Source organism: Burkholderia sp. PAMC 28687 (genome assembly GCF_001577465.1).
Lineage (GTDB): Bacteria > Pseudomonadota > Gammaproteobacteria > Burkholderiales > Burkholderiaceae > Caballeronia.
Map to the genome: position 1 here is coordinate 1,439,638 of NZ_CP014505.1, position 13,900 is coordinate 1,453,537.

General features: G+C 58.3%; 12 protein-coding genes. 6 read left to right on the forward strand and 6 right to left on the reverse strand.

Features of this window, described 5'->3' with window-relative positions; genetic code table 11:
* Window positions 1-82: 82 nt before the first annotated feature.
* On the forward strand, window positions 83-1,405 hold the full coding sequence (locus tag AX768_RS06665; RefSeq protein ID WP_061999297.1) for an MFS transporter: 1,323 nt from the start codon (window positions 83-85) through the stop codon (window positions 1,403-1,405).
* 39 nt (window positions 1,406-1,444) lie between these two features.
* On the forward strand, window positions 1,445-2,377 hold the full coding sequence (locus tag AX768_RS06670; RefSeq protein ID WP_061999298.1) for a carbon-nitrogen hydrolase family protein: 933 nt from the start codon (window positions 1,445-1,447) through the stop codon (window positions 2,375-2,377).
* Between the two features lie 168 nt (window positions 2,378-2,545).
* On the opposite strand, the gene AX768_RS06675 is transcribed toward AX768_RS06670, so the two are convergent.
* Entirely contained in the window at window positions 2,546-2,860 is a 315-nt protein-coding gene (locus AX768_RS06675; RefSeq protein ID WP_062000832.1) for a DUF4148 domain-containing protein, read from the reverse strand.
* 636 nt (window positions 2,861-3,496) lie between these two features.
* Between AX768_RS06675 and AX768_RS06680 the strand changes: the two genes are divergently transcribed.
* The 4 genes from AX768_RS06680 (at window position 3,497) to AX768_RS06695 (ending at window position 9,432) form a co-directional block, all read left to right on the forward strand.
* Complete coding sequence (locus AX768_RS06680; protein ID WP_061999299.1) at window positions 3,497-4,651, forward strand: porin; 1,155 nt, start codon at window positions 3,497-3,499, stop codon at window positions 4,649-4,651.
* A 550-nt stretch (window positions 4,652-5,201) separates the two neighbouring features.
* Window positions 5,202-6,401 (forward strand): MFS transporter, encoded by a 1,200-nt coding sequence (locus AX768_RS06685; protein WP_061999300.1) that lies wholly within the window; start codon window positions 5,202-5,204, stop codon window positions 6,399-6,401.
* 168 nt (window positions 6,402-6,569) lie between these two features.
* A complete protein-coding gene (locus AX768_RS06690) occupies window positions 6,570-7,277 on the forward strand; it encodes a nitroreductase (RefSeq protein WP_062000833.1) in 708 nt (235 codons plus the stop codon).
* Between the two features lie 202 nt (window positions 7,278-7,479).
* Window positions 7,480-9,432: a putative bifunctional diguanylate cyclase/phosphodiesterase gene (locus AX768_RS06695; protein ID WP_061999301.1), complete on the forward strand. Its 1,953-nt coding sequence runs from the start codon at window positions 7,480-7,482 to the stop codon at window positions 9,430-9,432.
* Window positions 9,433-9,534: 102 nt separating this feature from the next.
* Here the strand turns inward: AX768_RS06695 and AX768_RS06700 are convergent, their stop codons facing one another.
* From AX768_RS06700 to AX768_RS06720, 5 genes are read right to left on the reverse strand one after another with little or no spacing between them, the layout of a single operon-like run.
* Window positions 9,535-10,308: a glutaredoxin domain-containing protein gene (locus tag AX768_RS06700; protein WP_231941333.1), complete on the reverse strand. Its 774-nt coding sequence runs from the start codon at window positions 10,306-10,308 to the stop codon at window positions 9,535-9,537.
* 32 nt (window positions 10,309-10,340) lie between these two features.
* Window positions 10,341-11,132 carry an ABC transporter permease gene (locus AX768_RS06705; RefSeq protein WP_061999302.1) on the reverse strand — a complete coding sequence of 264 codons (792 nt, stop codon included), beginning with the start codon at window positions 11,130-11,132 and terminating at the stop codon, window positions 10,341-10,343.
* Entirely contained in the window at window positions 11,129-11,887 is a 759-nt protein-coding gene (locus tag AX768_RS06710; RefSeq protein ID WP_061999303.1) for an ABC transporter permease, read from the reverse strand. The genes AX768_RS06705 and AX768_RS06710 overlap by 4 nt, the downstream gene beginning before the upstream one ends.
* Entirely contained in the window at window positions 11,884-12,732 is an 849-nt protein-coding gene (locus AX768_RS06715) for an ABC transporter ATP-binding protein (RefSeq protein WP_061999304.1), read from the reverse strand. Before AX768_RS06715 ends, AX768_RS06710 begins: the two co-directional genes overlap by 4 nt.
* Before the next feature lie 8 nt (window positions 12,733-12,740).
* Window positions 12,741-13,727 carry an ABC transporter substrate-binding protein gene (locus AX768_RS06720; RefSeq protein ID WP_061999305.1) on the reverse strand — a complete coding sequence of 329 codons (987 nt, stop codon included), beginning with the start codon at window positions 13,725-13,727 and terminating at the stop codon, window positions 12,741-12,743.
* Window positions 13,728-13,900: the final 173 nt, after the last annotated feature.

Below are 13,900 nucleotides of genomic sequence, written 5' to 3' on the forward strand. Positions count from 1 at the left end.
TAACACTCGTTTGATTGAATCCGTTCCCGATTTCTACACTGAGGCCACTCAGTCATGCAACTGCAATTTTCGGGAGTTCGGGATGAAACAGATAACGATGGATAGCACGCTGGCCACCCAAGCGGTAGCCGAACAAGGTGTCGACCTACGCAAGCGGGCGATTGCGGTCGGCATCGGCAATTTCATGGAGTGGTTTGATTTCGCGATCTACGGCTACTTCGCGGCGATTATCGGCAGGACCTTCTTTCCATTGGCGGCGCCGGGCGTCTCGCTGCTCTCGTCCCTTGCGGTGTTCGCCGTGGGTTTTCTGGCGCGTCCGTTCGGCGCGCTTGTGCTCGGACCGCTCGGCGACCGGCTTGGACGGCGTGCAGTGTTGATCATCACCGTCTTCGGGATGGGTTTGTCGACCACGCTGATCGGCCTGTTGCCGGGCTACGCCACGCTCGGTCTTGCCGCGCCCGCGTTGCTGGTGCTGCTGCGCTTCGTGCAGGGGATGATGGTCGGCGGCGAATGGTCGAGCGCGGGCATCTACATGGTCGAAAGTGCGCCCCGCAACCGGCGTGCGACGGCTGCTAGCGTCATCACGGGAACGGCCGGCGCGGCGTTCCTGTGCGGCACGTTTATCGCTGCCGTTATCTCGGTGTCGCTGCCGGAGGCCGCCGTGGCGTCGTGGGGATGGCGCATGCCCTTCGTCGCGTCCGTCTTCATGACAGCGGTGGCAATCTACATCCGCAGACGCCTGGGCGACACCCCGGTGTACGAAGAAGTGCAACGCCAACGCGCGAGCCACGCAACCGCGCCACCGGCGCGCGGCGAATACGCGAAAGCCATGGTGATGACGCTCGCGTTCTCGGCACTCTTTGGCGTGTCGCTCTACTACTTCATCACGTACGCCAACAACCATCTGACGCAGACGGTCGGATTGCCAAAGTCCACGTCCCTCTGGCTATGCAGCATCTCACTGGTCCTGTACACGATTTTCCAGCCCTTGGTGGGACGACTGTCCGACCACATCGGACGACGCACGATGGTGCTCGCGTCGGCGCTCGGTCTTACCGTACTGGCCTATCCAATCTTCTTGCTCCTCAACACCGGCAATGTTGCGGCGATTCTCGTGGGTCTGGTCGTGCTCGCCGCCCTCGTTGCCGTGACGGCGGTCATGGATGTGGTGTTGCTCGTGGAGGTGTTTCCCGCCTCGATCCGTTCGACAGGCGCTGCACTCGGTCACAACATTGCGCTGGCGGTGCTCGCCGGACCGGGACCGTTCATAGCCACTGCGTTGATCCAGTTCACTCACAACCCGAACATTCCCGCGTGGTATCTCGCCGGGGTCTCGCTGCTCTGTTTCATCGTTCTGTACTTCACCTTGCCGGAAACGAGAGACAGGGACATCGCACGTGGTTAAACATGCGATTCAAATTCAATTCAAGCCGGAGTGTTTGTCATGTTCAAAGCTGCTGTAGTCCAGGCTTCGTCGGTTCCTTTCGAGCCGATGAAGAGCGCCGAAAAAGCCGCCAATCTGATTCGCAACGCTGCTCGCGAAGGCGCGACGCTCGCCGTGTTTCCAGAGGCATTTCTCGGTGGCTATCCGAAGGGTGCGTCGTTCGGCACCGTGGTCGGCAAGCGTACCGAAGCGGGCCGCTCGCATTTTCTCAGCTACATGGAAGGCGCGGTGACGCTCGACGGTCCCGAGCTTGCGCTGCTCGCCGAGGTCGCGACAGAGACGGGCGTGCACGTGGTGATTGGCGTGATCGAGCGCTTGAGACGCACGCTGTACTGCACGGGGGTGACGCTCGTGCCGGGCAAAGGCGTCGCGGGCTACCATCGCAAGCTTATGCCGACGGGACAGGAGCGCATCATCTGGGGTTTCGGCGACGGCTCTACAATTGCGCCGGTCGATACGCCGCTCGGCGGTATTGGCACCGTCATATGCTGGGAGAACTACATGCCGGCCCTCCGGCAGGCTATGTATGCGCAAGGCACGGAGTTGTATTGCGCGCCGACCGCCGACGACCGCGCGACCTGGGCGCCGTCGATGGTGCACATCGCCCTTGAGGGCCGCGTGCATGTGTTGAGTGCGTGCCAGGCCATCCGGCTGGGCGAATACCCGCCGTTTTATCGCGAAGACTTTTGTATGGAGGCGGGCGTCGACGATTTCATCATGCGCGGCGGCAGCATGATCGTCGATCCGCTCGGCAAGGTGCTTGCCGGACCCGTGTTCGACACAGAGACGATTCTTTACGCGGATATCGATACCGCTATCGGCCGCGCCAGCAATCTCGACTTCGATGTGGCCGGCCACTACTCGCGGCCGGAAGTGTTCCATCTGTCGGTCAATACCGCGCCGATGCCGCCGGTGACATTCGCGCCGAAGTAATCCACTTCGAATCTCGAACGGCCGCAAAAAAGCCCAGGCGCTGGCTCTGGGCAAGTCCACCAGCATGTAGACCGGTGGAGGAGGTTCTTTAAAAGCAAGCTGACCGCTTATCGAAGTCGATAGCGGTCAGCGTTCCATGGGGGCCGCAGCTACTACTGCCAGGTCGGCTTAGTGACCGAAATAGACCGGCTTGACTCCGTTCGCTGTGCCCGTAAATGCCGGTGCGTGATAGGCACCCGATGCTGAAGAGGTATCCGCAACGCCACCGTAACTGGCCTGGTCATTCCGAGCTGCGATCTTCGCGTCGGCCGCCTGAATCTCTGCCGGATACGTCGTACGGTCCGTCGTCGGGTTGTAACCGGCCCGTTCGACCTGAACGAGCTGCGCCTTCACATCAGCGCGAGTCAGCGGTTGACTTTGAGCGAATGCGGAGAGAGCAGGGACAGCCAGCGCAGCTGCAACGATGATGGTTGAAAGTTTCATGATGCTTACCTCCAGATCTTGTTTTCGCGCAAACACCCGTTTGCGTTTCAGTGAATTCAGTATAGGTAAGCGCACGCTTAATATTCATGTCAGAAAAGACAAAGCATTGTTGCGGCGTTTGCGATAACGGCTGGACGACAATCGAACTCCGTTTTCCAAACAGCCGACTACGTCATTAATATTGTGCAATTCGGAATTATTAATTGCGCATATCGATAAAATAAAAGTTGGTTAATCAGACGATTCTATTTCTCGCACCAAATGGAAGCGAAAACGAAACCGCCTCCGCTGCCATCCGAAAACATCATGTAATTACATTTAAAGGAAGCGTAATGCCGCCCGAGGGGTTTTGACTTTTTCATAAAGCTGTACTAGATTAAAAGCAACTCGCGTCTTCCACGAAAGTTGTTGCCAAACATTTTCAGTGCGAGTTAGAGACCGTAAGCGGGCTTACGGTCTCGCCCTTAAACTGCCCATCCTGCATTCATTTGACGATGGGCATCTTTCGTTTATTAATCAGCGACTTCGATTGACTTGATCAAGTTGCAAAAGGGCAACAGCTTTAATTACTCGTTTTTTTGAGATGTATGCTCTGCGCTGATTCGCTTCCTGATTTTTTATCGCGTGGAGAACAGAATGAAAAAGATCGCTTTAAGTGCGCTTTCGTTGACGCTGTTCGGAATGACCGGCGCCGCCTATGCTCAATCCAGTGTCACACTATACGGCACTATCGATGCAGGTGTCGGTTACGTTAAAACCAGTTCGGGCGCTCGCTGGGGGTTCATTGATGGCACGCTTTCTGGCGATCGCTGGGGCTTGAAGGGATCTGAAGATCTCGGCGGTGGATTGAAAGCAATCTTCGATTTGGAAAATGGCTTCGACATTGCCAATGGCACGCTTGGACAGGGAGGCAAGGAGTTCGGGCGGCAAGCGTTCGTCGGGTTGACCGGGGATTCCTGGGGTACTGCCACGATCGGCCGCCAGTACGATCCGCTCGTCGACATGGTCCAGCCAATCACCGAAGACAACTACTTTGGCAGCGCCTTCGCGACGCCGGGCGACGTCGACAACTACGACAACAGCTTGCGCGTGTCCAATGCGCTCAAGTACGTCTCGCCGAATTTTGCCGGGCTGCAGTTTGAAGGCCTGTATGCGTTCAGCGGTCTTGCCGGTCGCACGGGTCAGGGTTACACGTACAGCGGTGCGGTCACGTACAACAACGGCCCGCTCGGCATCGCCGGAGGTTACTTCCTCGCGACCAATCCGAACCCGACCGCCGGCGCCTTCCGCGACGGTTGGGATCCGACCTCGTCGTCGGACGCGATTTTCGACGGCGCCATCAATACGGGCTACGCTACCGCCAAATCGCTCGGCATCGCGCGCGGTGCGATCCAGTACGCCATCGGGTCGTTCACGGTGGGCGCGTCGTACAGCAATGCGCAATACAAAAACGACGGCGCGTCGACGTTTGCCAGCACCGAGAAATTCAATATTGGCAGCGCGTTCGTGAACTATCAGATGACGCCGGCCATGCTGCTTGGCGCGGGCTACACGTACACGAAGGCGAGCGGCGATACGTCGGCCAAGTACCATCAGGCGAGCCTGGGCGCCGACTACTCAGTCTCGAAGCGCACGGACTTCTACGCCGTGGCCGCCTATCAGCATGCGAGCGGCACGCAGCTCAATCCGGACGGCACGACGCAGAACGCACAAGCATCGATTGGCTCCTACGGTTTCAACGGCACAGCCAGCCAGGAACTCGTGATCCTGGGTATGCGCCACAAGTTCTGATACGCGCGGCTCCCGAAGGCGACGGTTTTCGTACTTGAGTGACGCGCTCGAGCTTGGCGAACGCCGCCGCCATTGCACTGGCCGATCTGGATTCGCGACGGTTGCGCCGCCGCTTATGGCTACTGTGGCCGCCACTGCCGCCACGCCGTTCCTGCGGCGCGTCGTGAGTCTCCGGGTCTTCGTCTAGACGCATGTCAACTGCCATGGAACACTGACTTGTTCTGAAGGCGTTCACTCGTGCTACAGCGCACAAATCAGACTTCTGCATGACTATGTATTCGCAGATGGTTTCCGCGATGACATGGCGTCGTCTTGTCGGGTCGCTCAAGGGTCGCTCAAGGGTCGCCACCTGCGTCTGCAGAAGAGAATGCCTGGTGACCTGATGAGGACCATTGCGGAGAATTCAATCGTTTGCTTGCGGCTCCGGTTTCTTACGACCCTGTGCAGCAAAAATTAATTCATCAGATAATGAAATACGCTCTTGGCTCCAAGACCTTGGACGAAGGCAGGACTTCCTTCTCATAGATGGTACGGAGCTCTCGCGATCTTCATGTCAGATATCAACGAACATTGGCAGCGCAATCTCATCGTGTGTCTTCTGGGGTCGTTCTCGACCATCTTCGCCATGACGTTGATGCTGCCGTTCTTGCCTATCTATGTGGAACAGCTTGGCGTGCGCGGGCATGCAGCGATCGTGCAATGGTCGGGAGTCGCCTATAGCGCCACGTTCATGACTGCCGGGCTGGTAGCGCCGTTATGGGGATATCTCGGCGACCGCTATGGACGCAAGCCAATGCTTGTGCGCGCGAGCTTCGGCATGGCGATTGTCATGTCGCTGATTGGATTTTCGACCAATGTCTGGCAGCTTGTCGGGTTGCGCCTGCTTGCGGGTATTGCCGGCGGATACTCTTCTGGCGCCACGATCCTTGTCGCCACGCAAACGCCGCGCGATCGCTCGGCATGGGCGCTTGGCATGCTGTCGTCCGGCGTCATGGCGGGCAATCTGCTTGGACCGTTGGTGGGTGGGTCGCTGCCGCCGTTGATCGGCATCCGCGCAACGTTCTGGTGCGCAGGCGCCATGATTTTTATCGCTTTTCTTGCGACGGTGTTTCTGGTCAAGGAAGCGCCCCGGCAGCCTCGGGGAAACGAACCGAAACCAAAACGCGGTTGGTCTGAAATTTCTGCGAAGACTGTGGTTATCGCCATGCTCGCGACATCACTGTTGCTGATGTTCGCCAACATGTCGATCGAGCCGATCATCACCGTTTATGTGGGCACGTTGGTCAGGGACCCGAAGCAGGTAACGATGTTCGCGGGACTCGCGATGTCCGCGGCCGCGTTGGGCAGCATTTTGTCGGCATCGCGGCTGGGGAAGCTGGCGGACCGCATCGGATATTCCACCGTTATCGTGTTCGCACTGGTCGTGGCGGCGCTCCTCATGATTCCGCAGGCGTTCGTCAATTCGGGCTGGCAACTGATCGGCTTGAGATTTTTGATGGGGCTTGCGCTGGGCGGCCTGATGCCTTGTGTCATCGCCGCAATCCGGCGCTGCGTACCGGACCACATGGCGGGAACCGTTTTGGGGTATTGCGTCTCCGCGCAGTTCGCGGGACAAGTCGCGGGGCCGTTGATGGGCGGATTCGTCGGCGGTCATGTTGGTATGCGTGCGGTGTTCCTCGGAACGTCCGTGCTACTTTCACTGGGCGCCGTATTCAACTGGCGCGTGGCCCGACGCGCATCCTCTATGTAGCACGTCACGCTTTCCAGTGGCTGTCCTGGGCATGTTTCAGTCTTGATATCGTGGACGGCAGCGTTGCGCCTCGTTGAAAGCGCCTTCGCATGGCTCCGGTCGCCGGTCGACAAGTAACGATGGTCATCCTGGAAAAATGGCGTGGCCATTCGCCTGAAAGGAGAAATGATGGAAGTGAATCAGCAAAAATTATCGGTGGACTCGGCCGGGACGGTAGATGAGGCGCTGCTGACGCGACGCTCGGTGCGTGCATTTCTGAATAAAGAGGTGGAGCGTGAGCAGATTGAAGACGTCTTGCGCCTGGCATCTCACGCACCCAGCGGATCGAATTTCCAGCCGTGGCATGTGTATGTCGCGACGGGCGAGACACTGGCCAAGCTGACGCATGCAATGCAGGCGGCCTATCTTTCCAACAATGGCGACGTCATGCGGGAGTACGATTTCTACATGAACCCGATAGAAGAGCCGTACCTCAGTCGTCGTCGCGCATGTGGCTGGGGGCTTTATGCAACACTCGGCATTGAACGGCACGAAAAAGACAGGCTGGCCGCGCAACGGGCCCGTAACTTCGTTTTCTTCGATGCGCCAGTCGGCATGATTTTTACTATCGACAGGCGCATGGCGTCAGGGAGTTATATCGATTACGGCATGTTCCTTCAGAGTATCGCATTGGCTGCGCGCGCACGAGGCCTTCACACGTGCGCCCAGGCTTCCATAGCCGAGGTACCGCAAATTGTGTGTGAGCACCTCAACGTCCCGCCTGATGAGATGGTCTTGTGCGGAATGGCGCTAGGTTATGCCGACCCTGACGCAGTAGTGAACGAATTCAGCCCCAAGCGACAAGATGTCGAGGCCTTCACGCGTTTTTTCAACTAGCGGGCTGCGATCACGCAATACCCACTTGCGTCTCGCAGCCATTCGATGCGGGAAGCAAAACTCTCTCGACAGTCAAGCGGCTGCCGCGGTTATCTAGTGTGGCCGCCGAACTCAAGATTGCGCTCAAAAATGCCGTAATTACGATCGAAAGCCATAAAGTAGTGGCGACGTACAAAAAATATCCTGAGAGAGGTAGTACCCCATGCGATCTTCGAACTCGATTCGATCGCTGTTGCGCGTTTGCGACGACAATCCGGAACTGACCCGTTCGCAACTCTCGGCGCTTGGACGCCAGTTGCCGCTCCTGTACTTCATTCTCGTTGTCAATACCATCGCGGTATGCGTAACGCATTTTCGCCTGGCGCCTTTGTGGCTGAGCGTGTATTTGCCAGGAGCGCTTTGCATCGTTTGCTTGTGGCGCGCGATCCACTGGTGGCAGCGTCGCGCGATCTATCTGTCTCACGACAAGGCTGTCAGCCTTTTGCGAAAGACCGTCCGTCTGACTGTCGTGTTCGGCATCGCCTTTACCGCCTGGGCGCTCAAGCTTTACGAATATGGCGATGCCTACGCGCAGGCGCACATTGCGTTTTACATGTCGATCACGGTAATAGGCTGCATCTTCTGCCTGATGCACCTGCGTCCGGCCGCATTGCTTCTCACCGCAATCGTCGTAATTCCGTGGACCATCTTTTTCGTTCTGAGCGGACAACCGGTATTCATTGCGATTGCCGTGAACATTGCGCTCGTCGCGTTAGCGATGATGGTCATTTTGTTCATCAACTACCGCGACTTTGCGAACCTGATCGATTCGAAGAAACAATTGCTCAAGCAACAGGCCGCTACGCAGACGCTCAGTGACGACAATTTCCGTCTTGCCAATCTCGACAGCATGACCGGCCTCCCGAACCGGCGCAGTTTCTTTTCGTCGCTGGACGCCATGCTTGTAAGCGCAGAGGCGCAGAAGCGCCGTTTCGCCGTAGGACTGATCGATCTGGACGGCTTCAAGCAAGTGAACGACGCCTACGGGCATTCGGTCGGCGACCGGCTGCTCTCGGAGGCAGCGAACCGGCTGGTTGGCATTGCATGCATCCATACACAGGTTTCGAGGCTGGGTGGCGATGAATTCGGTATCCTGATCGATCGGGACATGACGCGCGAAGAGTTGTTGATGCTCGGCAACCTGATTTGCGCGACACTCAAGGACGATGTGCTCATTCGCGACGCCACAGTGGGACTGCTTGGCTCCGTAGGCTTCGCTACGTTCCCCGACGCCGGCGTGACCTCGGAAGAACTTTTCGAACGCGCCGACTATGCAATGTATTTTGCTAAACGAACGGCGCGCGGTTCGTCGGCGATCTTCTCCTCCATGCACGAAACGCAAATCCGTCGGGCAAGTGTTATCGAGCAGGAATTGCGGCTCGCAGTACATCACGACCAGATGACGCTCGCGTTTCAACCGATCGTGGATTTGCACACGACGCAGATCGTCGGCTTCGAGGCGCTTGCACGCTGGACCAACGGCAAGCTCGGAGTCGTCGGTCCGGATGAGTTCATCCCCGTCGCGGAACGCTCTGACCTTGTGCATCGACTGACGACGAACCTGCTGACAAAGGCGCTTGCGGTGCTGACAATATGGCCGTCGGACGTCTTCGTCTCGTTCAATCTTTCCGTTCGCGATCTCTCGTCGAGCGAGCAGACGAATCGCATCATCGATATTGTGAGGGACAGTGGTATTGACCCGGCGCGCATCGAGTTCGAAGTCACGGAAACAACTGTCATGCCGGATATCGACCAGGCGTGCGCTTCGATCGCTGCCTTGCGCAGGCTCGGTGCGCGCATTGCGCTCGATGATTTCGGTTCGGGGCATTCGAGCTTGAGTTATGTGCACCGGTTGCCGCTCGACAAGATCAAGATCGACCGGAGCTTCATCGAAGGGATCGAGTTGGACAAAGCGTGTCGGGATATCGTGCGGACAGTTGTCGACATGTGCCACAGGCTGAAAGTGGAATGCACGGTCGAAGGAATCGAGACCAACCAGCAGCGGGATGCTGTGGTGGCGCTTGGCTGCAACTCGGGCCAAGGCTATATGTTTGGCAAACCGATGAGCGAACAAGATGCGCTTGCATGCCTGATGACGAGGTCTCAACACCAATGACCATCGCGTTGGCTTACGGAGAAACCGCTAGTCACGATGTTCTGCCGATTCAACGGGTCCGGCGCGAAAGCACCGGGCCGAGGAAGCTCGGGTGATTCGATGCTACCGGTCCCACACCTCGTGTGGCACGGGCAGTCCTTCGAGATCGGCTGCGCTCAGCGGTCCATCAGGCGCGATGCCATCGCTTTCCAGCATCAGCATGACCTGGCGCGTATGCTGCGCCGCGTGCCAGGCGGTGCGCTCCAGCACTTCGTGGAACGGCCGGGTGCCGTAGTAGGTCTCGACACTGTAGTTCACCATCGGGTCGCTTTCTGCCGCCCACCAGTCCAGGAATTTCGCATGTACACGCTCACCCCAGGCAGCAATGTCCTCGCCGCTCCAGTCGTCGGGCGGAAGTTCATCGAAGGACTCGAAGCGCAATGGAATACCTTGCGCGGCCTGCATTCCCATCTCGGCCACGCGGAACATATGAAAGCCCAGCCCGGCCGGCGTCCGGTTCCTGTTGCGGAATGGCGTCTTCAATTGCTCCGCGGTGAACTGGCGAATGTATCGGGCATTCGCACTCATCAGAAGGTCGAGCTTGGCCACCAGTTGCGCGGGAGGCAGCGGGTCCATGACGCGCGTCTTGAGGTCGAGGAACTTGATGACATCGTGGATTGACTGGCAGAAGGTATAACGTTTGCCGATTGAAACGACCGGTACGCTGCGAGCGCCCAGTTCCACGAGTTGCGCGAGCGCATCAGGATCGTTATGAACGTCGAGTGATTCGAATTCGATACCCTGTTCAGTCAGGAATTCCTTGGTTCGTAAGCACGACGAACATCCGGGCTGCCAGAAAACCTTGATGCGCGCTGCGTTCAGTGTTTCGGTCATCATCGTTCCCCAAGAATCGACTTTGGTGAAATCAATCAGGAATTCAATCCGTTGTCCGACTTTGCCAGGCTGTGGTGCCACTTCAGCAGCAACAGGTTCACTACCGTTGCAAACACGAACAACAGGATCGCCAGCGCCATGATGGTTCGCGTGTCGTTGCGTCCCATCGCAATCATCAGCATGTGGCCTATGCCGCTTTGCGACGCGAACATCTCGCCGATCAGCGTACCGAGCAGCGTCAGCGAGAAGCCGATGCGCAAGCCCGCGAGCACTTCCGGAACGGCAGCGGGAAGCAGCACGTAACGCGCATATGCAACTGGCGACAGGCGGCAGGCGCGCGCAGTGCGGCCAAAAACCGGCCGCATGTTGCGCACGGCGCCCATCGTGAATACGGTGATGGGAATGATGCCGTGGATCACGCCGAACGTGACCTTGGCGTAGAGGCCCAGTCCGAACATGAGGAGGACAACCGGGTAGAGCGTGATCTTCGGAATAGCATAGAACGCCATCAGGATCGGCTCTATCACGTCGCCCGCGAGGCGCTTGACGCCGAGGACCAGACCCAGGCAGACGCCGCCGACGCACGAGATCGCAAAGCCGAGCGAAAACGCAATCGACGTCACCCGCAAGTTCTCTGGAAAGTCTTCGTCTTGCAGGATTGCCTTAAGGCGGACGGAGGTGGCCCATGGACCGGGCAGGACGTCATCGCCCAATAGCGAACTGGCAATTTGCCACAGCGCAAGCAGGACCACGATCAACAGCACGCTGTCGCTCCATCGTGAGGCGGAGCGTTTTGGCTTCAGGGCAGCCGTCGCAATGGTGCTCATGCCGGGCTCCTCCGTATGCGGCTGTAGAGACGCTGTTCGGCCATATGAAGCAGCATGTTCAGCGTGCCGACAAAGACCAGCAGTAACAGCATCAGCCCATACATGGTGGGATTGTCGAAATTGTTGTACGCGTAAGCGATCCTGAAACCGATACCCGATCCCGCCAGAACGAATTCGCCGGCGATCACCGCAATGAACGCATACACCACGGTCAGCTTGATGCCGGTGAACACGAATGGCAGGCTCGAGGGCAGCGTGACGAGACGGATCTCATCGAGCGCACTCATGCGCATGGCGCGTGCGGAGCGCAGCAGCACGCGCGGCACGCGTTCGAGTCCATTAAGTGTATTGGCGGCCATTGCGACGACGCCAAACAGAAAGCCGATAGCAACGAGCGGCCAGCGGTTCAATCCGAAAATCACGATCAGGACCGGATACACAACAAAAATAGGCACCGCGTAATACGACAGAAGCAACGGGTCGATCACGCGCCGCAAGCGCGGCAGCCGGAACAGACCTATGCCGAACGCGAAACCACCGGTCACCGCCAGCAATACCGCGAGTGTCGCATTGGCGAGCGTTTGCAGAATGTCGTGTGTGTAGTCGCCGGAAGCCAGCAACGCCCACGCACCTTCAACCATTCTGGATGGCGGTATGAACGACACCGGATCGATCCACGCAAGCCGGCTTGCCACCTCCAGCGTCGCGACGAAGAGCACGACCAGTGCCAGGCGCCAGCGCGCCGCGACTTTCATGTCTGACTCCCGAGAGCCTTGAGCGCTTCACTGCGCAGCAGTCCCCACACGCGCGCCGTCAGTTCGCCGAAGCGCGGATCGAGTGCGGTGTTGCTGTCGCGCTGCCGTGACCAGCCGGTATGGATCGTTTCAATGAACCGTCCCGGACACGCCGACATCACGCCGATACGATCCGATAGCAGCACTGCTTCATCGATGGAATGCGTGATCAGCATCACAGTCGCGCCAGTCTCGCGCCAGAGCTTCAGCATCTCCTCGCCCATCAGCAGACGAGTTTGTTGATCGAGTGCACCGAAGGGTTCGTCGAGCAGCATGAGCCGCGGACGCACGACCATTGCACGCGCGATGCAAACGCGCTGACGCATGCCACCCGAGAGCTGGACCGGATACGAATGCGTGAACGCCTTCAGGCCCATGAAAGCGAGCGCATGCTCGACCCGTTCGCGGATCTCGCTTTCGGACACGCCCGCACGGCGTGCGCCAAATGCGGCGTTGTCGTAGACATCGAGCCAGGGGAACGTTGCGTCTTCCTGGAAAACCACCGCGACGCCTTCCGGCACTTTGCCTCGCACGGCAGCGCCTTCGAACATCACCGTGCCGGAACTCGCCGCGTTGAGTCCGGCGATGACATCGAGCAACGTCGATTTGCCGCAACCCGACGGGCCGACCACCGAGAAGAACTCGCCTTTCTGCAGGCTCAAGCTGACCGGTCCAAGCGCGTGAAAGGGTGGCTTGCCATGCTCGGCGGCATAGAACCGTGTGACATCGGTGAGCGTCGCGTGAATCTCTGACTCGCCACGCTCCACGTTGCTTGCCGGCACGACGGACAAGGGCAGGGATTTCATCGCTGGCCTCACTTTGAGCGATCACTCGCGGGCAGCATCGATTCGTCGACGATCGCATGCCAGTCGAACGGGCCCGGTTCCACTGCCTTGATCAGCACGAGACCTTTCACCACTTCGTCCATGCTCGTGTAGTTGAAACGGCCGGTGCTCCAGTAGTGCGGATCGGTATCGAGACAGTTGTCGATGGCCGACTTCGCAACCGCCAGATCGATCTTGTAGGCCCTGGCGAGAATCTGCGCGGACTCCTCACGATGCGCGGCAATGTATTGCACGCCCTTGGCGCGTGCATCGATGATCGCCTTGATCGTTTCGGGATGCGCCTTCAGGTAATCAGTTCGCACCACGCCTACAGTCTGCGTCTCGGCCGGGACGATATCGGTCGAGCGAAATGCGATTTTCAATTGGTCCTTGCGCGCGCTGTAGGCAGGCTCCGTCATGTAGGCAACATCGACCGCGTGTTGCTGCAATGCAATCATCATCGTGCCGGAAGCGCCGACGGGTTTGCGCTGCACCTGGCCCGTGAGCCCGGCACGTTCGAGACCGACGATCGTGATCATCTCGGTCATCGATTTGGGGCTGCTGTAGCCAATGCTCTTTCCCTTCATGTCCGCAATGCCGTTCACGTTCGATGCCTTTAGCTGGACCCACAACAGGTCCGCCACGCTCTGTACGCCGCTATGCACGATCGTGATCGGCACGCCTTGCTTGATCGCAGCGATGGCAGCCGGCAACGCAACTTCGCCATAGGGAATCTCGGACGCCATTGCATTGCGCACTGACGTGCCGCCGCCTTCCGATGTAATGAAGCCCGTGACGTCCACCCCGTTTTGCTTGAAATAGCCCTTGTCGAGGGCGACCGCGAAGGGAACGCCATACATGCCGTCGATCCAGTGCGTGACAGTCAGCGTTGCGGCTTGCACATGCGTCGCTGCCAGTACCGGACTCAGTAGCGTTGTCAGCACGGCAAGTCGCGCCAGCGCGCGGTTGAGCTTCATCGGGGGTCTCCTGAATGGTCGTTGTTAGACTTTGATCAGAGATTTATGGAAAAATTGTAGGATACTTTTAGTCCTCAGCTTGATTTGTCGCCATGCTTGTTTACACCTAAAAACCCTGAAAGCCTTGTCAGTAAAGGCTTGTGGCGATCTACTGCGTGGTTTTCCGTGTCTTG

Coding starts and splice junctions, on each gene's coding strand:
- AX768_RS06675 (WP_062000832.1), bottom strand. CDS start 2,860: ATGAAACTTTCAACCATCATCGTTGCAGCTGCGCTGGCTGTCCCTGCT.
- AX768_RS06715 (WP_061999304.1), bottom strand. CDS start 12,732: ATGAAATCCCTGCCCTTGTCCGTCGTGCCGGCAAGCAACGTGGAGCGT.
- AX768_RS06700 (WP_231941333.1), bottom strand. CDS start 10,308: ATGATGACCGAAACACTGAACGCAGCGCGCATCAAGGTTTTCTGGCAG.
- AX768_RS06710 (WP_061999303.1), bottom strand. CDS start 11,887: ATGAAAGTCGCGGCGCGCTGGCGCCTGGCACTGGTCGTGCTCTTCGTC.
- AX768_RS06665 (WP_061999297.1), top strand. CDS start 83: ATGAAACAGATAACGATGGATAGCACGCTGGCCACCCAAGCGGTAGCC.
- AX768_RS06670 (WP_061999298.1), top strand. CDS start 1,445: ATGTTCAAAGCTGCTGTAGTCCAGGCTTCGTCGGTTCCTTTCGAGCCG.
- AX768_RS06695 (WP_061999301.1), top strand. CDS start 7,480: ATGCGATCTTCGAACTCGATTCGATCGCTGTTGCGCGTTTGCGACGAC.
- AX768_RS06720 (WP_061999305.1), bottom strand. CDS start 13,727: ATGAAGCTCAACCGCGCGCTGGCGCGACTTGCCGTGCTGACAACGCTA.
- AX768_RS06705 (WP_061999302.1), bottom strand. CDS start 11,132: ATGAGCACCATTGCGACGGCTGCCCTGAAGCCAAAACGCTCCGCCTCA.
- AX768_RS06690 (WP_062000833.1), top strand. CDS start 6,570: ATGGAAGTGAATCAGCAAAAATTATCGGTGGACTCGGCCGGGACGGTA.
- AX768_RS06685 (WP_061999300.1), top strand. CDS start 5,202: ATGTCAGATATCAACGAACATTGGCAGCGCAATCTCATCGTGTGTCTT.
- AX768_RS06680 (WP_061999299.1), top strand. CDS start 3,497: ATGAAAAAGATCGCTTTAAGTGCGCTTTCGTTGACGCTGTTCGGAATG.